Source organism: Sphingomonas sp. FW306-1B-B10E, assembly GCF_058782005.1.
Genome location: NZ_JBYSXG010000055.1, coordinates 1 through 21,813, shown reverse-complemented (window position 1 = coordinate 21,813; position 21,813 = coordinate 1). Strand labels below are relative to the sequence as shown.

Annotated in this window: 14 protein-coding genes; 4 read left to right on the top strand and 10 right to left on the bottom strand. The window is 67.2% G+C overall.

What is annotated here, in order from left to right; genetic code table 11:
- Nucleotides 1-19: 19 nt before the first annotated feature.
- From AC3WJI_RS17775 to AC3WJI_RS17745, 7 genes are all read right to left on the bottom strand, one after another.
- Complete coding sequence (locus AC3WJI_RS17775) at nt 20-1,594, bottom strand: serine hydrolase (protein WP_492758624.1); 1,575 nt, start codon at nt 1,592-1,594, stop codon at nt 20-22.
- The gene (locus AC3WJI_RS17770; RefSeq protein ID WP_492758623.1) at nt 1,591-2,715 is read right to left on the bottom strand and encodes a YkvI family membrane protein; all 1,125 of its coding nucleotides are present in this window, start codon (nt 2,713-2,715) and stop codon (nt 1,591-1,593) included. The genes AC3WJI_RS17775 and AC3WJI_RS17770 overlap by 4 nt, the downstream gene beginning before the upstream one ends.
- Nucleotides 2,712-3,749 carry an N-acetyltransferase DgcN family protein gene (locus AC3WJI_RS17765; protein ID WP_492758622.1) on the bottom strand — a complete coding sequence of 346 codons (1,038 nt, stop codon included), beginning with the start codon at nt 3,747-3,749 and terminating at the stop codon, nt 2,712-2,714. Before AC3WJI_RS17765 ends, AC3WJI_RS17770 begins: the two co-directional genes overlap by 4 nt.
- A gap of 8 nt (nt 3,750-3,757) precedes the next feature.
- Complete coding sequence (locus tag AC3WJI_RS17760) at nt 3,758-6,094, bottom strand: TonB-dependent receptor (protein WP_492758621.1); 2,337 nt, start codon at nt 6,092-6,094, stop codon at nt 3,758-3,760.
- 18 nt (nt 6,095-6,112) lie between these two features.
- The gene (locus AC3WJI_RS17755) at nt 6,113-7,258 is read right to left on the bottom strand and encodes a dipeptidase (RefSeq protein WP_492758620.1); all 1,146 of its coding nucleotides are present in this window, start codon (nt 7,256-7,258) and stop codon (nt 6,113-6,115) included.
- 88 nt (nt 7,259-7,346) lie between these two features.
- On the bottom strand, nt 7,347-8,366 hold the full coding sequence (locus AC3WJI_RS17750; protein ID WP_492758619.1) for a dipeptide epimerase: 1,020 nt from the start codon (nt 8,364-8,366) through the stop codon (nt 7,347-7,349).
- Between the two features lie 4 nt (nt 8,367-8,370).
- A complete protein-coding gene (locus tag AC3WJI_RS17745; RefSeq protein WP_492758618.1) occupies nt 8,371-10,344 on the bottom strand; it encodes a serine hydrolase domain-containing protein in 1,974 nt (657 codons plus the stop codon).
- Nucleotides 10,345-10,494: 150 nt separating this feature from the next.
- Between AC3WJI_RS17745 and AC3WJI_RS17740 the strand changes: the two genes are divergently transcribed.
- A complete protein-coding gene (locus AC3WJI_RS17740; protein WP_492758617.1) occupies nt 10,495-11,124 on the top strand; it encodes a helix-turn-helix domain-containing protein in 630 nt (209 codons plus the stop codon).
- 113 nt (nt 11,125-11,237) lie between these two features.
- On the opposite strand, the gene AC3WJI_RS17735 is transcribed toward AC3WJI_RS17740, so the two are convergent.
- Nucleotides 11,238-13,604 (bottom strand): penicillin acylase family protein, encoded by a 2,367-nt coding sequence (locus AC3WJI_RS17735; RefSeq protein WP_492758616.1) that lies wholly within the window; start codon nt 13,602-13,604, stop codon nt 11,238-11,240.
- Nucleotides 13,605-13,910: 306 nt separating this feature from the next.
- Here AC3WJI_RS17735 and AC3WJI_RS17730 point away from each other — a divergent pair, with 306 nt between their 5' ends.
- The 3 genes from AC3WJI_RS17730 to AC3WJI_RS17720 all read left to right on the top strand — a co-directional run bounded on the left by AC3WJI_RS17730 (nt 13,911) and on the right by AC3WJI_RS17720 (nt 19,910).
- Nucleotides 13,911-16,967: a TonB-dependent receptor plug domain-containing protein gene (locus AC3WJI_RS17730; RefSeq protein ID WP_492758615.1), complete on the top strand. Its 3,057-nt coding sequence runs from the start codon at nt 13,911-13,913 to the stop codon at nt 16,965-16,967.
- Between the two features lie 193 nt (nt 16,968-17,160).
- The gene (locus AC3WJI_RS17725) at nt 17,161-18,813 is read left to right on the top strand and encodes an MFS transporter (protein WP_492758614.1); all 1,653 of its coding nucleotides are present in this window, start codon (nt 17,161-17,163) and stop codon (nt 18,811-18,813) included.
- A gap of 53 nt (nt 18,814-18,866) precedes the next feature.
- A complete protein-coding gene (locus AC3WJI_RS17720) occupies nt 18,867-19,910 on the top strand; it encodes an alginate lyase family protein (RefSeq protein ID WP_492758613.1) in 1,044 nt (347 codons plus the stop codon).
- Between the two features lie 56 nt (nt 19,911-19,966).
- Here the strand turns inward: AC3WJI_RS17720 and ctrA are convergent, their stop codons facing one another.
- Both ctrA and AC3WJI_RS17710 read right to left on the bottom strand, forming a co-directional pair.
- Complete coding sequence (gene ctrA / locus AC3WJI_RS17715) at nt 19,967-20,680, bottom strand: response regulator transcription factor CtrA (RefSeq protein ID WP_492758612.1); 714 nt, start codon at nt 20,678-20,680, stop codon at nt 19,967-19,969.
- Between the two features lie 173 nt (nt 20,681-20,853).
- Nucleotides 20,854-21,768 carry a LysR family transcriptional regulator gene (locus AC3WJI_RS17710; RefSeq protein ID WP_492758611.1) on the bottom strand — a complete coding sequence of 305 codons (915 nt, stop codon included), beginning with the start codon at nt 21,766-21,768 and terminating at the stop codon, nt 20,854-20,856.
- Nucleotides 21,769-21,813 lie beyond the last annotated feature (45 nt).

Below are 21,813 nucleotides of genomic sequence, written 5' to 3'. Positions count from 1 at the left end.
GGAGGATTGAAGAAGGCGTTCACTTGGCCACCTCGACCGGGCGCAGATCGAGGTCCTTATAATCGTAGCTGAAGTCGGCGATCGGGCTCTCCGCCTTCATCGATACCCGTGCGACCTTGCCGTCGGCGTCGAGCGCAAACGTCACATAGGCAGGCTCGATCGCCTTGTCGTCGAAGCGGGTGACGAAGGTGTCATACTGCCAGTGGACGAGCTTGCCCGCCATGCGCGGAGTCGTCTTGAAGTCGATCCGCAGCCCGTCGGCGCCTTTGGTCACCGCGACGTCGCCATACCAGGGATCGCGATACGTCCCGGCATAACGTTCGAGCGCCAGAGACGGACCGACCTTGGCCGGCGCTGCCTTCGCCGTCGACAGCGCCGCTTTCCCGCCCTCGATCCGCTGGGTCATGAAGTCGCCGAAGCGCTTGGGCCAGTCGAGGTCGGAAAGCCCGAGATAATGGTCGGCGAGCATGTGCGCGACGCCGCGCAGCAAGGCGACGTCCTCCGAATTGACCACCACCGCGATGCCGACATCCTGGTCGGGGAGCAGGATGATGTGGGTGATCGATCCGAACACGCCGCCGCCATGCGAGATGATCCGCGCGCCGCGATAGTCCTCGACTTCCCAGCCCAGGCTGTAGGTGCTGAACTTGGGCGTGAGCGGTGCGAGCCCGCCGGGATATTGGGTGATCGGCTGGACGGTGACGCCCTTCCACATCTCCGCCGCCTGCGCCTCGCTGAACAGCCGCCCGCCGCCGGGGAGTGCACCGTGGGCGAGCTGGATCTTGAGCCACTGCGCGAGGTCGTTGGCGCTGAGCGCGAGCCCGCCCGCGGGCATCGCCGCGCGGCCGAGCTCCTCGCGCTCGTCGAGCACCGAATTGGGCCCGTCGCCGCGCACCACCCCGCCGACCCGGGCGTGCGGGAAGGCGCGGTCGGCAGTCGCCCAGCGCGCCTCATAGGTCGCGGTGGCGTCGGTCATCCCCCCGCGCTTGAGCACTTCCTGAGTCATGAACGCTTCCCAGGTCTTGCCCGAGACTTCCTCGATCAGCTGGCCGGCGACGGCGTAGAGGATGTTGTCATAGGCATAGCCCGAACGAAAGCTGGTCGCCGGCTTGATATAGGCCAGCCGCCTGACCGTCTCCTTGCGCGACAGGCTGCCGCGGGGCACGAACAGCAAATCCCCTGCCCCCAGCCCGAGCCCGCTATGGTGGACGAGCAGGTCGCGCACGGTGATCTCGCGCGTCACCCAGGGATCGTACATCCGGAACCAGGGGATGTGGTCGATCACCTTGTCGTCCCAGCCGAGCTTGCCCTGATCGACGAGGATCGCGATCGCGGTGGCGGTGAACGCCTTGCCGGTCGAGCCGGTCTGGAAGATCGTGTCGGCATCGACCTTGGCCGGGCTGCCGAGCTTGCGCACCCCCCAGCCCTTGGCGAGCGTGGTCTTGCCATGCTCAACGATCGCCACCGCAATCCCCGGCGCGCCGGTCGCCTTGCGCAGCGCCTCGACCTTGGCGTCGAGCCCGGTCGGCGGATCGGCGAGCGCCGGCGCGGCGAAAGCGAGTAAAGGCAGCGCGAGCAGGATGCGCAGTTTCATGCGGCGATCTCCTTGGCGGCGGGCCGGCGCAGAAGCCGGACGAGGCCGATGGTCAGCAACGGAAGCACGAACACGGCGAGGAACAGGTACGCGAGCAGCCGATAACCGCTCGCGATCAATGCGATCAGCCCGACGCGCTCGGCGACAAACATGCAAATGAGTAGCAATAGCCCAGCGATTATGGCGCGGGCGGGGGCGCCCAGGTCGGTGCCGCGGCGGCGGCGGACGACGCCTGCGATGCGCTCGTTGATTGCATGGACCGCGCCGGTGCCGCTCTCGAGCAAGGCGGCGAAGATCATCGCCTGGAAGAGCAAGTGGAAGGCGGGGACGTTGAGCTGGCGCAGCAGGAAGTCCGACGGCAAGGTCTCGGCGCCGATCGCGGGGTAGAAGGCGATCATGCACACGAAGAACAGGATCGCCGGCGCCATCGCCAGCGGCCCGGCGATGATCCCCGCGACCACCGCGTCGCGCGTGCTGGTCAGATGGCGCAGCACCGGCAGGATCACCACCGCGCCGATGATGTTGTAGCTGGCATAGGTCAGCCCGCCCGCCGCCCAGCCGTCCCACGGCGCCGGGTTCGCGAAACCGGCGGCGATGCGGTCGCCGAAGCTGGTCAGGCTGAGGATCAGGAACAGCGCGTAGACGCCATAGAGCAGGAACGAGACGTACTTGAACACGCCCTCGACCGCCGCATTGCCCAGCGACACGGTGGCGAGGATGCCCACCGCCAGCAGCACCGCGCCGACGAAGCTCGGCCAGCCGAACATCGCCGCGCCGATCGCCCCCGCGCTCGCCCCGAACACCGCGAGGATCAGCACGACGAACAATATGTACGCCACTTCGAACGCCACCCAGGCCGGCCCGAGCAGATCGGCGAAGAAGGCGCGATAGTCGAGCGCGCCCGCCAGCCGGGCATAAGCGAAGGTAGTCGCCGCGATCACGCTCCACAGCAGCATCGCGAGTAGCATCCCCGCCAGCCCGCCCCACGGCCCCGCGGGGAGGAAATATTCCGCCAGCTCGCGCCCGGTGGCATAGCCGCCGCCGATGATCACCGCCTTCATCGCGAAACCTGGCAGCAGGAAGCGCTGGAACCAGCTCGATCCCGCCGCCGCGCCGCTCATGCCAGGCAGCTTTCGACCAGCGCGTCGAACGCCGGCCCGCCGCGCACCGGATCGGCGACGGGGAGCCCGAGCCGTTCGCTCTCGCGCCGCATCACCTCCGCCGCCTCGGCTTCGTCGAGCGCCGAGGTATTGAAGCTGATCCCGCCACAGCGGATGTTGGGGTTGGTCCGCCGCCCGAGCGCCAAGGTCAGGTCGATGATCTCCTCGATCGTCGCGACCTTGTAGCCCGCGGTGCCGAGCATGTCGGTCCGTCCCGGCTCGTGGCAGACGACGAACACGTCGGGCTGGCTGCCGTGGAGCAGCCCGAGCGACACCGCGGCATAGGCCGGGTGCGCGAGCGAGCCCTGCCCTTCGATCACGTCCCAATGCCCGGGCGCCGCGTCGGGTGACAGCATCTCCGCCGCCCCCGCCTCGAAGTCCGAGACGACCGCGTCCATCGGCATGCCGCCGCCGGCGATCATGATCCCGGTCTGCCCCGTCGCGCGGAAATCGCTGTCGACCCCGCGCCGCTTGAACGCACGCGCAAGTGCCAGCGCGGTGTATTTCTTGCCGAGCGCGCAATCGGTGCCGACGGTGAGTAGGCGCTTGCCGCTGCGCTTGCGTCCGGTGGCGACCGGAATATTGGCCGGCGGCACCCGCACGTCGATCAGCCTGCGCCCGAGCCGCGCCGCCGTCTCGGCCAGTTCGGGAATATCGGCGAGCCGCGTGTGCATCCCCGCGACGAGATCGAGCCCGGCCTCGAGCGCCTCGACCAGCGATTTGCGCCACGACGGCGGGATCACCCCGCCGGGATTGGCGACGCCGATCACGAGACCCTTGGCGCCCTCGGCCACCGCCTGCTCCGGAGTCATCTTCTCGAGCTTGGTGGTGACGGTGGCGCCGCACGAAAACTCGCCGACGCATTTCTCCCCCGCCCAATCGCGCAGGCCGAACGCCGTCTTGGCGAAGCCCGGCTCGGTGGTGTCGCCGAGGAAGAGCAGATAAGGCTGGGGCAGCAGCAGCGCGCCCGTGCCGACCGGTTGCTGGATCGTCATCGCGGCGCTCAGAAACCGGCGCCGAGCGTGACGCCCAGCGTGCGCGGACGGATCGGCGATGCCGAGACGAGCGTGCCTGGCCGCCCGCCGAAGGTGCCGGCGCTGGTCAGCCCGCGCGAATTGGTGAGGTTCTTGGCGAACGCCGTGACGTTGAACGCCCCGAACCGCGCGCCCGCGCGCAGGTCCACCGTCGCATAGCCGTCGATGTTGATCCGCCGCCCGAATTGCGTGCGGAAGACATCGTCGAAATCGGCTTCCTGGTCGCTCACGAGCCGGACATTGCCGCCGACGAACGCCGTGGTGCCGCCGCCCACGCTCCATTCGTAATCGGCCGAGAGGTTGGCGGTCCATTCGGGCGCATAAGGCAGCCGGTCGCCCTTGAACCCGCCATCGCCGGGGGGCAGGTCGTCGCGCAGCTTGGCGTCGTTGTAGGCGACGTTCGCGACCACATCGAAGCCGCGCGTCGGGCGTAGCGTCGCGGTGATCTCGGCACCCTGGCTGCGCGCGCTGTCGCCATTGCCGTCGGCGCCGATCGGGCCGATCCCGGTCTGATAGACCACCAGCACCTGGATATTGTCCCAGTCGAGATAGTAGAGCGACGCGTCGAGCGCGAAGGCGTGGTCGGCGGTCTCGCCGCGGATGCCGGCCTCGTAGCTGATCAAGGTGTCGGCCTCGAAGAAGCCCGGGAATGCCGATCCCGCCCCCGGCGGCACGACATTGGGGCCGCCCGGGCGATAGCCCTTGGCGACGCGGGCATAGAGCGAGACCTGGTCGTTGAGCTCGAAGCGCGGCGCGACCGACCAGGTGAACACATTCTCCGACGAGCGCCCGTTGTTGATGTCTGGTCCGATCGGCGAGCCCTGTAGCGGCAGCAGCGCGCCGTCGAGCAATTGGCGGGTGCGCTGGTTGTTGTGGCTGTAGCGCGCGCCGGCGGTGAGATCGAAGCGCGGGCCGATGTGGAGCGTCACGCTCCCGAACCCGGCATATTCGCGATAGACCGAGGCGAGCTCGGCACGGACGAATTCGGGGAAGACGACATCGGCGCCGCCGGGACCGAGCGGCAAGGTCAGGGCCGGGTCGAGCGCCTCGCCGGTGTCGAGAGCGAACGGCACATAGCGCTGGGAGATCAGCCCCTCCTCGCGCGTATAATAGCCGCCGACCAGCCATTCGAGCACATTGCTCGACGGCGATGCCAGCCGCACTTCCTGGGTGAACTTCTTGGCGGAGACCGTCGCCGGCAGGGTGATGCCGCGCGGCCCCGGCGTCCCGACATTGCCGTAAAAGGCGTCGCCGATCCCGGCCAGCTGGTAGCTGCTGTCGGTGACCTCATGCTGGATCGTCGTGCTGTAGCTCGTCGCCGAGGTCAGCGAGGCGAAGCCGAGATCCCAGTCGAGCGTGCCGTTATAGTTGCGATAGTCGACGTCGTTCTTGTCGGGATAATATTGCGTGCGGGTCAGCCGCCCCTCGGTAGAGGCGCCGGTCGCCGGGTCGGTCGTCTGCGGCTGGAGGGTGAGCGGATCGGCGTCGAACGCGGCGCGCCCGTCGGCGCGGATGTTCTGCGCCATCGCGGTCAGCCGGATCGAAAGATCGTCGGTCGGCTTGACCAGCAGCGAGGCGCGACCGCCATAGCTGGTGAGGTCGTTGAAATTGTCGCGCGCGATGCCGACGGTGTCGATGAACCCGCCTTGCTCGCGGTAGAATCCGCTGACCCGCAGCGCCGCGATCTTGCCGATCGGCACATTGACCACGGCATTGCCGTTCCAGCCCATGTCGCCGTCCTTGACCGTCTCGACGCCCGCCTGGACGCGGCCCTCGAAGGTGCCGAGCTTCGGCGCCACGGTGACGAACTTGACGACGCCGCCCAGCGAATTGGCGCCGTACAGCGTGCCCTGCGGCCCGCGCAGCACCTCGACCCGCGCGATGTCGAACGGGTCGACGTCGCCGGCGAGGATCGCGCCGTTGGCCTGGCCGGTGCTCGCGCCGAACGGGGTCTCGTCGATATAGATCGCCGTGGTCGGGCTGGCGCCGCCGGTGTTGATCCCGCGCAGCACGACGCGGGTCTCGCCGGGATTGCCCTGCTGGAGGCTCAGCCCGGGGACGAGCGCGGCATAATCGACGAAGCTCGTCGCCTGCTGGCGCTCGAGACGCTCGGCGCCGACCACCGAGATCGACTGCGGAATCTCGAGCAATGTCTGCTCGCGCTTCTGCGCGGTGACGACGATCTCCTCGTTGGGCGCGACCGAGGATTGGCCGTCCTGCGCGCAGGCCGGCGCGGCGACCGCGAGCGCGCCCGCGGCGGTGGTAATGGCCAGCAATATGCGGGTCGAAGGTGCAAAGCGCTTCATGGTTGGTCCCCTAGAAATTTATCCGCCCCAGACCTGGCCGAGCAGGCGGCGGAAATTGCCGCCCAGCACGGCCGCGATGTTCTCGTTGGAATAGTTGCGGCGGATCAGCTCCTCGGTCAGGTCGTAGACTTTCCGCGGATGATCGAAGCCGTCGGTGTCGACCTTGTCGCGAAAGGCGTAGCTCGCCTTGTACGCCGCCTTCATCTCGGCGAGCTTGGCCGGCGGCATGTCGTCATAGCCGTTGAGGTCGGAGTCCGAGCCGATTCCGACATGGTCGACGCCGACCAGCTTCACGATATGGTCGATATGGTCGACGATCTGGGGAACGGCGGTCGGTTCCTTCGCGCTGACGAACATGCGGACGCCGGTCACCCCCATCACCCCGCCCTTCGCCGCCAGCGCCTTGATCGCTGCGTCGGTCTTGAGCCGCGGGTGGTTGACCAAGGCGCGGCAATTGCTGTGGGTGATCGCGATCGGCTTAGCCGAGAGCGCGATCGCGTCGAGCGTGGTGCGGTCGCCGCTGTGCGACACGTCGACGAGCATGCCGACCTTGTTCATCTCCGCGACGATCTCGGCGCCGAAATCGGTGACGCCGCCGTCGACCCGCTCGGTCGATCCCGAGCCGAGCAGGTTCTGGGTGTTGTAGGTCAGCTGCGAGCAGCGCTGGCCGATCTGGTGGAACAGCTTGACGTCGGCGACGTCGCGGAAATGCTCGCTATTCTGCAGCCCGAGAATGACCGCGACCTTGCCGTCGCGCTTGGCGCGGTCGAGGTCGGCGGCCTTGTCGACCAGGCTGAACAGATGCGCGGCGCGGGCGACATAGCCCTGGCTCAGCGCGATCCATTCGAGCGTGTCGGTGCGGGCATTGGGGCCACCCATCCCGCTGGCGTGGTGAATGCTGGTGATCCCGCACGCGCGCCAATCGGCCGCGTCCTGCGCGCTGAGCGGCGCGCCATAGAATTCGGGGCTCTCGTCGATCTTGAGCGCGCCCAGCATGTCGATGACCAGCGACGATCGCACCAGCTCGATCGCTCGGCGCGAATAGCGCGGCGACGCGGCATGCAGCCGGAACATGCCGCGATTGACCATCGGAAAACCGGTGGCCGCGACGGCAGCCGCGCCGCCGAGCATCCGGCGCCGCGAGATCTCGGGCAATGAAGGCATTGCCGCGCTCCCTGTGTGTTCTGTTATCTGATCAGGATGCTATGATCCTGATCAGAGAAGAGTCAACTATTATTGCAACTATGTTGCTTCATGCACGTACGCCGCACAGCGCCCGATGCCCCCACACGTCCTCCGGACAATGGATATAGCCGTCGGCATAGCGGATGCCGGGCTGGCGGTCGGCGGCGAGGAAGGTCGGTCCGTCGAGGTCGACGACGTCGCACAGCTGCCCGAGCAGGAACGCCGGCGCCATCGCCAGGCTCGATCCGACCATGTTGCCGACCATCACGCCGAGCCCGAGCGCGCGGGCACGGCGGGCGATCGCGATCGCCTCGGTAAGCCCGCCGCATTTGTCGAGCTTGATGTTGACCGTGTCGAAGCGGCCGACCAGCCCGTCGGTGTCGGCGAGCGCGAGTGCGCTTTCGTCCGCGGCGATCGGAATCGGCGAGTCATAGCCGTCGAGATCGGCCTCGCGTCCGCGCGCGAGCGGCTGCTCGAGCAAGGCGACCTTGGTCTCGACCAGCACCGCGACCAGCGCGTCGAGTTCGTCGATGCGGAAGCCCTGATTGGCATCGACGCCGGTCCAGCAGTCGGGCCGCGCCGCACGCACTGCCCGGATCCGGGCGCTGTCGAGCGCAAGGTCGCCGGTGAGCTTGAGCTTGAGCGCCCGCGCCGCACCATAGTCGACGGCCGCTTGCGCCATCGCCGCCGGATCGTCGGCGCCGAGCGTGAAGGTGGTGAGCAGCGGCTTGGGCTCGGGCAGCCCGGCCAGCTTCCACACCGGCACGCCGGCGCGCTTGGCTTCGAGCTCCCACAAGGCGCAGTCGGCGGCGTTACGTGCGCCACCCGGCGGCAGTGCCTGCTGGAGTTCGGCCCGCGTCATTCCGCCCGACAGTCGCTCGCGCACCGTCTCCAGCGCGGCGGTCATCGCGTCTACATCGTCGCCCAGATAATAGACGCCGCTCGCCTCGCCGCGGCCGGTGTGGAGGCCGTCGGACAGCGTGACGACCACCACCGGGCTTTCCGTGAAGACGTGCCCCGCGATCCGGAACGGCTTCGCGAACGGAAGCCGTTCCACTGCCACGTCGACCGCGAGGCGCTGGACCACGACGTCAGAACTCGGCGCCGAACGCGATCAGCCGGAAGGCGAGCGCGGTGTAGAGGATGAAGAAGGCGCCGAGCACCAGCAGCACGCTCCACACCTTCGCGAACCAGCCGCTCTTCCCCTTCCAGGTCAGCCAGGCACTCCAGATCGACAGCCCGAACAGCCCGAAAAAGGCGAGCGTGCCGAGGAGCTGGACGAGCAGGATCAGCCAATCGTTCGAGCCGTGGCCCTCGAAATTCTCGATCCCGCTGATCACCACCAGCCAGCCGAGCAAGGCGGCGAGCGTCGCCCATGCCAGGCCGCGGACCGCGCGATAGGTACGCAGGCGCTCGCCCTCGAGCGCCAGCGTCGCGCCATAACGGCGGCGGGTGAACCAGCCGACCGGCCAGGACAGCGCCGTGAGCAGCACCACGGCGATGCCGAACAGCAGGGCCGGCAGCAGCCAGGCGCTGTCGATCGCCGCGGGCGTACGGTACCACACCATGAACGGCGAGACCTCGCCGAAGCTCCAGCGCGCGACCTTGCCGTCGACGACCTGCGCGGCGAGCCGCTCATGGCCATAGGCGTCCTGCCAGACGAACGGCGCGACTTCGATGAGCTTGCGCGGCGCGCCGCCGGGGCTGTCGACGCCCGCAATTACCGGGCGGCCGTCGGCGTCGAGGGTCACCTTGGTGTCGCTGAGCAGCCCGGCGACCTTGGCGAAGGTCGACTCGATCCGGCGGCTGTTGGTCCAGTTGCCGACGAGCAGCTTGGCATGCTCCTTGGCGGTCGGCAGCTCGACGGGCGGCTTCTTGTTCGGATCGGGCAGATAGCGGTCGGCGAACTCCTCGAACAGCGAGCCGCGCAGCACGCGAGTGACCCCGTCCTTGCCGTCGCTGTTCATCGAGACGTAGAGCCCGACATTGTCCTCGGGGAAGATCCACAGATCGCTGTGGAAATACATCGTGTCGCCGCCATGCGCGATCGCGCGGCGGCCATTGATGCGCTGCTCGTAAAAGCCGAGCGCCATCGTATTGACTGCCGGGATCGCGCTCGGCTGCGGCGCGTGCATCAGCTTCGCGGTGGCCGGGCTGAGCAGCGGGCCGCCATTGTTGAGATGCGCGATCATGAACTTCGCCATGTCGCCGCCGCTGATCGCGGAGGCGCCGGCCGGCGCCATGCCGATCAGCTCGTATTTCTTTGCCGGTCCCGAGCCGAGCTCATAGCCCTGCGACGCATAGGGCTTGAGCTTGGCCGGCAGCGGCTGGCGGAAGCTCGCATATTGCATGCCGAGCCGGGCGAAGATGTTCTTCTCGATATAGTCGTCGAACGGCATCCCCGAGACCCGCTCGACGATATAGCCGGCCACCGCAGTGGCATAGTTCGAGTAAGCCGGTGTGCTGCCGGGTTCGTAGATGCGCTCCGGAATGCGGTGCTTGAGCACGTCGCCGAGGCTCGGCACCGGCTTGTCGAAGCTGATCAGCCCCTTGATGATCTCCTCGAAGCCGGCGGTGTGCGTCATGATGTTGCGCAGCGTGATCGGCTTGCCGTGATAGGGCGGTATCTTGAAATCGAGATACTGGTTGACGTCGGCGTCGAGGTTGAGCTTGCCCGCCTCGACCAGCTGCATCACCGCGGTCCAGGTATAGAGCTTCGAGGTCGAGCCCGGGCGGAACAGGGTGGTCGCCGGATCGACCGGCTTGCGCTTGGCGACGTCGGAATAGCCGAAGCCGCGCTGGGTGATGACTTGGCCGTCCTTGACCACCACGACCACCGCGCCGGCGACGTCACCGCGGGCGAGCGCATAGGGCATGAAACCGTCGAGCCACGCATCGGCATCGGCCTTGGTCAGCGTCGCGGGCCCGGCGGGAGTCGCGGGTACGGCCGGCGCGGGCGTCTGCGCAACCGGAGTCAGCGGCGCGGGCGCCTGGGTGAAGGCCGGCACACCGACGGCGAGGCCGAGCAAACCGGCCGCGAGCATCGTAAGCGAACGTTTCCACATCGCGCTGTCTCCCCTGTCTCCTCGCGACGCCCGGCTTGTTCGATTGCACCGGTTTGCGTCTACGGGTAGGCTATGTCTCTAGTACGAACCAGTTAGGCCTGATTGAGACATAATGATCCTGTTTAGAGAAATGTCAAACCGGGGTGCCCAATGGCCACGCGTCTGAAGGTCGAACAGCCCACTCTGGGTGCGCTGCTACGGGCTTTGCGGGCGCGGAACAGCTGGACGCTCAAGGAGATGAGCATTCGCAGCGGCATTCCGATCTCGACCTTGTCGAAGGTCGAGCATGATCGGCTGACCCTGACCTATGACAAGCTTCTCCAGCTCAGCCAGCGGCTCAACATCCGCATGTCCGAGCTGTTCGCCGAGAACGACTCGGCGCCTGAGCCGCCGGTCACCGCACGGCGCAGCATCGGCGACGTCGACCGCGCGGTGCGGGTCAACACTGCGAATTACGATTATTACTATCTCTGCACCGAACTGCGCCGGAAGCGGATGATCCCGGTGATCACGCGGGTGCGCGCCAAGTCGGTCGAGGCATTCGGCGACCTGGTCCACCATTCGGGCGAGGAATTCATCTATGTCGTCAGCGGTCGGATCGTCGTCCATACCGAATTCTACGATCCGGTGAGTTTGGAGACGGGCGAATCGATCTACCTCGATTCGAACATGGGGCATGCGTACGTCACCGGCGAAGGCTGCGACGAAGCGGTGGTGCTGGGGGTGTGTTCCAGCGCCGAGGACGGGCTGATGGACTCGCTGATGAATTTGCACGGGTAGGCCGGAGCCGCCCCCACACCCGTTCGTGCTGAGCTTGTCGAAGCACCGTCCTTCTTTGAGCGTCGCAGAAGAAGAACGGCCCTTCGACAAGCTCAGGGCAAACGGATTTGGGGCTAGCGCTTGGGCACCAGCACCATCCGCGCCTCCGCCCGCGCATCCACCGCCCCGCGGCTAAACAGCAGCGGCTGCATCACCCCCTCGCTCCACGGCGCATATTGGTCGCGGTGATGCGGCGAGCGCGGGTCGTTCACCTGGCCCGGCAGGTTGAGGAACAGCGAATTGTCCCACGCCCCGACGTCGATCACCTGGAGGTAGCTCGCCCCGCCGCCGGCGCGCCAGCCGGGGCCGCTCCCCAGCCACCGCGCCATCACGGTATAGCCGTCGCCACCCGACCCTCTTCCCTCGATCGGCGGAAATGCCTTGGCAATCGCCGGGATCCGCGACAGCGGATGCTGTATCCGCACCTGGTGCAGTGTGTCCCAGCGCCACGCCGCCGGATCGGCGCCGAGCAGCGCGCGCGCCGACGCCCAACCCGCCACCAACGCCGCGTCGAGCAGCGTATCGCGCGCCGCCGCCGGATCGGCGCCGAGCCGCGCATCGGGGTTCGCGAGCAGCCCGAGCAGCACCGACGGCGCAATCTCGGTGACGAGATGCTTCGCCCGGGCGGGCACGATCGCCGCGAGCATCCGCCTGCCGAGATCGCGCCACACGATCTCGAACAAGGCGGCGGCGCCGCTGCGTCCATCGATCCGGGCGTCCCAGCCGCGCAGCATCTCGGCCGCCGGGCGCGCGCCAGCCGAAGGTTGCGCGGGCAGCAGCGCGACCAACTGCCGCGCCGGGGTCGACAACGTATCGTGCTGGAGCGCGACGCTGTCGGCGAGGCCATGCTTCGCCTGTCCCGAAAGCACGTCGGCGATCCGCTCGTAGCGATAGGGATCGCGGAACGAGAAAGCCGGGATGCGGTCGCGCGGCCAGTCGGCGGGAAGGTTGTTCTGGTTGGCGGAGGCGAACCAGCCCTTGGTGGGGTTGTACTCGCTCGGCAGCGCGGCGAAGTCGCGCATCCCGGTCCAGTCGTAGCGCCCGTCGCCCGGCACCGGCAGCAGCCCGTCACCCTGCTTGCGCACCGGCACGAAGCCGATCACCTGCCAGCCGGTATTCCCTTCGACATCGGCATAATGGAAATTGGTCGGCGACGGATGGAGCGGGAACGCCTTGCGCAGGCTTTTCCAGTCTTTGGCGAGATTGATCACGATCATCGCGAAGGCGCCGTGTCCGCCCGGCTGCATCCCGATCGACGCCACCGCGGTCGCACGCCGCCGCGCCGGATCGTGCGACACCACAGGCCCCTGCACCGTGTAGCGCAAGGTGGTCAGATAGGGCGCGCCGCCCTTGACCGCGATCGCCGCCTCGACGCGGCGAAACGGCTTCCACGCACCCTCGTGCCGGTATCGCTCGGGGTCGTCGGGATGCAACTCGAGCACGAACAGGTCGAGCTGGTCGATATGGAAGTTGGTGCGGCCGAACGCGAAGCGATCGGTATGCCCCTGCATGATCCCCGGTAGCCCGGGCGAACCGCCGCCGATCACGTCGAGCCCCGGGGCGCTCAGATGCGCGACGTGGCGCGGGCCGAAGCTGCCGATGCCGAGATGCGGATCATTGGCGAGGATCGCCCGTCCGGTCGCGCTGCGCGACGGCGCGATCGTCCAGGCATTGCTGCCGGCATTGGCGCGGGCGTCCGGCCCCGCGGCGGAGTCGGCGACCGGCGTCTCCGGCCCGAACGGCAGCCCGCCCAGCCGCAGCATGCCGAGATCCGCCTCGGATACCGCAGCGGCGTCGAGCCCCTCCGGCACGCGCATCGTCCAGCTCGGGCGCAGCGGCGCGACGATCGCGTCGAGATCGAGCAACCCCAAGGCGGCGAGCTGCGCGCGGCGCACTTCGTCATCGGCATTGTCGATCGAGGCGCCGCGCGCCAGCACCAGGTCGCGCACGTCCCAACGCATCGGCGCGATGCCGAGAATGGCATATTCGAGCGGCAGCAGGCTGCGATCGGCGAGCACGTCGTCGATCCGTGCGTTGATCCCGGCGACATAGGCGCGCGCGCAGGCGAGCACGTCATGCGGCACCGCGCGCAGCTCGGCGTCGAGGTCGCCGCGATAGTGGAACAGCCGCGCGGTCGCGTCGTGCCTGGCGAAATCCGCGCCGAACACCTCGGCGAGCCGGCCCATCTCGCGCCGGTGCGACAAGTCGATCTGGAACAGCCGGTCGCGCGCGACGACATAGCCCTGGCCGAAAAACGCGTCGGGGATCGATGCCGCGCGGATATGCGGCACGCCGAACGCATCGTCGACGATCTCGATCGATGCATGTGCACCGCGCACCGCCGCCTGGCGCACCAGCCTCGCCTGCCCCAGCGCTGCGGCAGCCGGTGCCAGCGCCAGGGTCGCGACCGAGCCGAGCAGGAAAGAGCGGCGGTCGAACATCGGCAAACTTCCTGCTGTGGCGGGTCGCGGCAAGCTAGCGCCGCGGAGCGCTCCGTCGCATGGCAAGCGCTGTGCCGCCCATAGAGGCAGGCTATGGGCAGAGCCATAGGCTCCGGCTATGACTTGGAAAAGTCATAGAAGCTCGAAGCCGGGTTGACGCCTCGCGAAACCGCGGCGCACCTTCGTCGCGGTACGATCGCATGCCGGCCCGCCAGAGGCCGCGGCGAAGGTGCGGTGCGTTGCCGCGGAGGGCATTCGCGCAGGCCGGCTCGCCGGTCCGGAAATTATCCCAAAGGGGGGAGTCGAATGAAGAATCCACGCCGGCAATCGGATCTCGCAAGTTACTCGTGCATGGCCGCGCTGGCCCTCGCCTCGCTCGTCGCGCTGCCCGCTGCAGCGCAGACAATGGGAGCCGGCAACCCGACCGTCCAGGAATCGGCGCCCCAGGTCGAAGATAATGGCGAAGTGCTCGTCACCGGCACGCGCATTATCCGCGACGGCTTCCAGGCGCCCACCCCGCTGACCGTGCTGACTCGCGACGACATCCAGAATAGCTCCCCGACCAACAATATCGCCGACTTCGTCAACCAGCTGCCCCAGCTCGCCGGTTCGACCAAGCCCGCCAATTCGCGCCTCAATTTGTCGAGCGGCCAGGCCGGCATCAATGCGCTCAATCTTCGCAACCTGGGCGAGACGCGAACGTTGATCCTGGTGAATGGCCGCCGCTCGGTCGGCTCGGCCGTCAACGGCGTGGTCGACGTGAACACCATCCCGCAATCCCTAATCGAGCGGGTCGAAGTGTCCACGGGCGGTGCCTCGTCTGCTTATGGTTCGGACGCAGTCGCGGGCGTGGTCAACTTCATCCTCGACAACAAGTTCACCGGGCTGCGCGTCACCGGTGACAGCGGCGTCACTGGCTATGGCGACGGTGCCAACTATTCGGGCAGCATAGCAGCCGGCAAGGCGTTCGCCGGCGGCCGCGGCCACGTGTTGCTGAGCGCCGAGATCGCGCATCAGGACGGCATCTACGAAGTCGACGCCGTCGACCGGAAATGGAACCATACTGGCTATGTCCGCGTCCAGAACCCGGCCTGGACATCGGCCAGTACCACGGCACCGCAATATCTCACCACCCTCCGCCCCATCGGTCAGGGCAACTCTACGCCCGGCGGCCTGATCACTGCATCTGCGGGCACCACCACCAATGCGCTGCGCGGCCTGTATTTCGGCCAAGGTGGCGCGGTGACCCGTTTCGACTATGGCACGCTGCTGCCGACAAACTTCAATCCCGTCGGCACGGTTGGCGCGCCGTCACTGATCCAGAACGGCTCGTGGCAAGTCAACGATTCGGGGCGGCGCATCGGCCTGATGCCGAAGGACGACCGCTACGGCTTTTTCGGGCGCCTCAGCTATGAGATTCTGGACGATGTCGAGCTGTTCGCCGAGGGCGCGTACAACCACCAGAAGGTCTTCTTCAACGCGGGCCCGAACCTCTCCACCGGCATCGCGATCAACACCACCGGATGCAGCCTCGCAACCCCGGGCCCCAACTGCAATCCTTTCGCGCTGCAGGCACTGGGTGCGGCACGGCTGAGCGGGGTGACGGGCATCACCGTCGCGACGACTGCCGCCGACTTGCCGTTCCGCGCGGTCGCCAACGAGCGCACGGTCAAGCGCGGACTGATCGGCGCCGAGGGCAAGTTCGAGGCGTTCGGCAAGCCCGCCGCCTGGGATGTCTACGTTCAGTACGGCCGAGCCGATCTGCACGAAGAACTGCAGAACATCATGAACACCAACCGCATGTTGAATGCGACCAACGCGGTTATCGCCCAGCCAGGTAATCCCGGCGGCTATGCGCCCGGCTCGATCGTTTGCGCAGTTAACGTCGATACCTTTTCCAGCACACTAAACACGCCGACGGCTAACTCGAATGCCTTGGTCAATGACGACCGCGCCTGCGTGCCGCTCAACCGCCTGGGCGTCGGCGTCGCCAATCAGGCGGCGATCGACTATGTGCTCGGCAACCCCTATCGCGACGAAGTGCTCGAACAATTCGTGATGGGTGCAAATTGGTCGGTGACGCCTTTCGCCACCTGGGCGGGCGACGTCAGCGTCGCGTTCGGCGGCGAATATCGCAAGGAGAAGATCCGGGGCACCGTCCCGAACGAATTCCTGCCCTTCATAGCGAATGGCCGCGTGACGACGAATTGGTCGGTCGGCAACTACGTGCCGACCAACGGCGAATATGACGTCAAGGAAGCGTATCTCGAAACGGTGATTCCGCTTGGGCTCGGTCTCGAGTTCAACGGCGCGGTGCGCGCCACGGACTACTCGTCATCGGGCTACGTCACCACCTGGAAGGCGGGGGCGACATGGGCACCGATCGACGATATTCGCTTCCGGGTGACGCGCTCGCGCGACATCCGCGCGCCAAACCTCGCCGATCTGTACCAGGTGGCGCAGAACAGCGACTCTGTGACCAATCCCTTCGGCGCCGGGTCCGGCCCCAACGGGGGCAGCTATCCCTTGAACAATGTCGGCTACACTGCCACCACGCTCGGCAATCTCGACCTCGTTCCGGAAAAGGCAGATTCCTGGAACATCGGCGCGGTGTTCTCACCGACCTTCCTCCGTGGCTTCAACTTCTCGGCCGATTATTTCCGTATCGAGATCAACAATGCCATCGGTACGTTCAGCGCGCAGCAGATCATCAATCGCTGTTTCGAAGGCCGTCAGGACTTCTGCGCGCAGATCCAGCAGTCGCCGAATGATCCCACGCGGCTTCTGTTTACGACGCGACCGTACAACTTCACCAAACAACTGGTGCGCGGCATCGACTTCGACGCGTCCTACCGCGTGGAGGTGGGCGGTAACGCAGGGGTCACGCTGCACGGCGTCGCGACCCGCTATATCGACAACATCACCACCACCGGGATCACCGGTGTCGTGCCGGTCGACAGCGTCGGGGCGAATGGCGGCCAGGCCAGCACGCCGACCTGGATGTTCCGCGGCAGCCTCGCTTATGACTCGCCCAGCTTCTCCGCGACCGTGGTCGGCCGCGGCATCAGCGCCGGGAAATATGTCGCCAGCGGCATCGAGTGCAGCACGAGTTGCCCAGTCTCGACCACGCAGTTCCCGACCTATGACGACAATCACGTGTCGGGATTGTTCTATGTCGACCTGAACCTGACGCAGAAGATTGCGGTGAGCAGCAGTGCGGAAGCCGAGATGTTCTTCAACGTGACCAACGTTTTCAATCGCTGGCCGCTGCTCGTGCCCGAAACCGGCCTCGCCGCGAACAGCACCTACTCGGACATGCTGGGGCGCCAGTTCCGCGTCGGGATTCGTTTCAATCTGCGCTGAGCTTCGGAAGGTTCCAACCGGATCAGGGCCGTTCCCCGGCGAAGCCGGGGAACGGCCGCGTCGCAGCTAGGCGGACATTCTCTTCACTAGACGCCGAAGCTAGATCTCGGCCTTCGCCGGGGAACGGTGTTGGCTTACGCCTCCTCGTTCCTTAGACAGCGGATCGCCTGCGCGGTTGAGGGATTGAGCAACCATGGACGCCCCGCGCGACACCCGCTCTCCCTTCGACCTCCCCCTTTTCCGCGCGGTCTGGATCGCCAGCCTCGCCTCCAATTTCGGCGGGTTGATCCAGTCGGTCGGCGCGTCGTGGATGATGACGAGCCTCAGCGGGTCGCCGCAGATGATCGCGCTGGTGCAGGCGTCGACCAGCCTGCCGATCATGCTGCTTTCGCTATGGGCGGGCGCCGTCGCCGACAATCTCGATCGCCGCCGGGTCATGCTCGCCGCGCAATGCTTCATGCTGTCGGTCTCGGCATTGCTCGCGCTCGGCGGCTGGGCGGGGCTGCTCACGCCGTGGCTGCTGCTCGTCTTCACCTTCCTGATCGGCTGCGGGACCGCGCTCAACGGCCCGGCGTGGCAAGCCTCGGTCGGCGATATGGTGCCACGCCCGATGCTGCCGAGCGCCGTCGCGCTCAACAGCATGGGGTTCAACGTCGCGCGCAGCCTCGGACCGGCGATCGGCGGCGTCATCGTCGCGGCGGCGGGCGCGGCGGCGGCGTTCCTGATCAATGCTGTCAGCTATGTCGGGCTGATCACCGTGCTCGCGCGCTGGAAGCCTGATCTGCCGCCGCGCCCGCTGCCGCGCGAGCGGATCGGCGTCGCGATGGTCGCGGGGATCCGCTACGTCCGGCTCTCGCCGCCGATCCGCATCGTGCTGGTCCGCGCGGCGCTGTTCGGCTTCGCGGCAAGCGCAGTGCCGGCGCTGATGCCGCTGGTCGCGCGCGACATCGTCCATGGCGGCCCGCTGACCTATGGCCTGCTGCTCGGCGGGTTTGGAGCCGGCGCGGTCGGCGGGGCGCTTGGCAGCGGGTGGCTGCGCCAGCGGCTGTCGACGGAGAACCTCGTGCGCGTCGCAGCGCCGGCGCTCGCCTTGGGCGCGGCAGCGACCGCGGCGACCGGCTGGCTGGCACTGACCCTCCTCGCGCTGGCATTGTGCGGCGCCGGCTGGGTGGTCGCGCTGTCGACCTTCAACGTCAGCGTCCAGATGGCGTCGCCGCGCTGGGTCGTCGGACGCGCGCTCGCGCTCTATCAGATGGCGGCGTTCGGCGGGATGGCCAGTGGCAGCTGGGTTTTCGGCGCCATTGCGGGCGCGCGGGGCGTGGAGGCGGCGCTGATGGTCGCCGCGATCCTCCAATTGCTCAGCGTCCCTGCAGGCCTGATCTGGCGGCTCCCCGCAGTCAGCCAGCTCAACCTCGACCCGCGCGACAGCTGGCGCGAGCCGCAGACGGCGGTCCCGGTCGAGCCGCGCAGCGGACCGATCGTCATCACCATCGAGCATCGCATCGCCGAGGCCAATGTCGCCGCCTTCCTCGCCGCGATGTCCGAGCGCCGCCGCATCCGCCGCCGCGACGGCGCGCGCCAATGGGCGCTGCTGCGCGATCTCGGCGATTCGGAGCTGTGGATCGAGCGCTATCATGTCGCGACCTGGCTCGATTATGTCCGCCACAATTACCGGCGCACCCATGCCGACGATGCCAATAGCGAGGCGCTGCGCCAGCTGCGCATTCCGGGCACCGAGCCGGTGGTGCACCGTCGGATCGAGCGCCAGACCGGCTCGCCTTCCCCCACGCGCGGCACCGATCCTCGCGAAATGGGCACGATCACCGATCCCAGCGGTTCATCTTGACCGCAATATGATCCACGACTCGGGCGGCTGCCCGAGTGACGGAGACGAACCGCATGTATGTTCTGCTTACCAGCCTGGCCCTGATGGCCGCCCCTGCCGCCCCACAGGATTATGCGATCCTCGGCCCGCGCTATGCCCGCGCGGCCGACGGCGCCGTCTCCCGCCAGGTGCTGGCGCGCGCCGGAAAGGCGCTCGGCCGGGCGCCCGGCGCGATTCCGCGCCTCCACACCGAGGGTACGCTCCCCGGCAATGGCATTCGCGACATCAGCCTCAAGGCGAAGCAGGACCAGCCGATCGTCCTCGATCTTGCGCTGGCGTGGCGGCTGAGCGGGGACCGGCGCTACCTGAACCAGGCCGGCCGCTATCTCGGGGCGTGGGTCGACACCTATCAGATGTCGTTCAATCCGATCGACGAGACCGGCTTCGACACGCTCATCATGGCCACCGACCTCACCGAAGCCGACCTGCCGCCAGCGTTGCGATCGAAGCTCGGAGCGTTCTGGACGCGGATGGCGTCGGGCTATCTCGACGCGGCGGAGCGCACGTCGAAGGACCAGATGACCAATTGGCAGAGCCACCGCGTCAAGCTGGCGACGATGGCGGCGTTCCAGAGCGGCAACGGCCAGCTGATCGCCCGCGCCCGCGCCGCGTTTCGCGCGCAGATCGCGGCGAACATACGACCGGACGGATCGGTGCTCGACTTTCACGAGCGCGACGCGCTGCATTATGTCACCTACGATCTCGATCCGCTGCTGATGGCCGCGATCGCCGCCAGAGCGCATGGCGAGGACTGGTATCGCTGGCAAAGTCCCACGGGGTCGAGCCTCGCCGCGGCGCTCGGCTGGCTGAAGCCCTATGCGCTGGGCAACCAGACTCACACCGAGTTCGCACGGTCGAAGGTCAGTTTCGACAAGCAACGCGCCGCCGCCGGCCAGTCCGACTACGCCCCGCATGCCTGGAAACGCGGCAACGCGGTAAATACCTTCGCGCTCGCCAGCCTGTGCGATCCCGCGCTGTCGCCGCTGGTCCAGCGGCTGAGCGCGGAAACGCGCGCGCGGCCCGATGCCTGGATCTCGCTCAAGGCTGCCGGGCGCTGACAAAAAAGCCGCGGCCCTTCCGGACCGCGGCTTCCTTTACCCCCATGTGTCTCGTGTCAGGCGACCGCCGAAACCGGCTCCGCGCCCTCGACGCCGTCCGGCTCGCGCAGCACATAGCCGCGGCCCCAGACGGTCTCGATGTAATTCTCGCCGTCGCAGGCCATGCTGAGCTTCTTGCGCAGCTTGCAGATGAACACGTCGATGATCTTGAGCTCGGGCTCGTCCATCCCGCCATAGAGGTGGTTGAGGAACATTTCCTTGGTGAGCGTGGTGCCCTTGCGGAGCGAGAGCAGCTCCAGCATCGCATATTCCTTGCCGGTCAGGTGCACGCGGCTGCCATCGACTTCGACGGTCTTGGCATCGAGATTGACCGCGAGCTTGCCGGTGCGGATGACCGACTGGCTGTGGCCCTTCGAGCGGCGGACCACGGCGTGAATGCGCGCGACCAACTCTTCGCGGTGAAACGGCTTGGTGACGTAATCGTCGGCGCCGAAGCCGAAGCTGCGCACCTTCGAATCCATTTCGTTGATGCCCGACAGGATCAGCACCGGCGTCTGCACGCGGGCGACCCGGACCTTCTTGAGCACGTCATAGCCGTGCATGTCCGGCAGGTTGAGATCGAGCAGGATGATGTCGTAATCATAGAGCTTGGCGAGGTCCAAGCCCTCTTCGCCGAGATCCGTCGTGTAGACGTTGAACCCTTCGGTCGAGAGCATCAGCTCGATCGCCTTGGCAGTCGAAGGCTCGTCCTCGATCAGCAACACGCGCATCGTCGGTTCCCCTGTCCCAAGCACGCGAGCAACCCCTACGGCCGTCGCGCTGGACGAATTCATTAACCTAAGCACCTCTGAAGGCAAAAGGTTAATTTCTGACTAACCGGCCTTGTTCCACGAGTCGTAGGGAATCTACCTAGCGGCAGACTCGATCCCGTTTCGCTGTCGAGTCAAAAGTGCACTTCGCCGCACATGCGCTTGAGCCGATCGCTGAGGAAATCGATCAATGCTTCGACGCGGGCGGGACGCAATGTCCCCGGAGGGGTAAGCAGATGAAGCCCCGCCGCGCCGATCGCCCAATCGGCGAGCACGGATTCGAGCCGGCCGGCCGCGAGCTCTTCGCTGACCAGGAAGTCGGGCAAGCGCGCGACGCCGAGCCCCGCGCGCAGCGCCGGTAGCATCGCATCGCCATTATCGGTGCGGATCGGCCCGTCGATACGGACCGCAGCCTCCTCTCCGCCCGCGCGGCGGAAGCGCCAGACATCCGGCGTCGCGGTATTGGTGTAGACGAAGCAGGCATGGTGGGCGAGGTCGGCGGGATGGCGCGGGCGTCCGGCGCGGTCGAAATAGGCCGGCGAGCCGACGATATGCCCGTTGACCGGCCCCAGCCGCCGCGCGCGCAGCGAGCTGTCGGGCAGCTCGGCGATGCGGATCGCGATGTCGATCCCTTCGCCGACGATGTCGACGAAGGCGTCCGACAGCCTGAGGTCGACCTTGATCCCGGGATGCAGGGTCATGAACTCGGCGAGCGCCGGGGCCAGATGGCGGATGCCGAAGGTCAGCGGCGCCGCGAGCCGCACCACGCCGACGGGCGCGCTTGCCGATTCGAACGCCGCCTCCTCGGCGGCCTGGCCTTCGGAAAGGATGCGCTGGGCATGATCGGCGAGCGCGCGACCGCTGTCGGTGAGGGTCAGCCGCCGCGAGGTGCGGTGGAACAGCGACGTCCCCAGCCGCGCCTCCAGCCGGGTGATCGCCTTGGACACGGTCGCTTTGGATACCGCCAGCGCCTCCGCCGCGCCGCTGAACGAGCGATGCTCGACCACCGCGGCAAATACTGCCCAGGCTTCGAAATCGGGTAGCTTCATCTTCTTCTCTCTAAGCCCCTCCCCTTCAGGGGAGGGGTTGGGGGT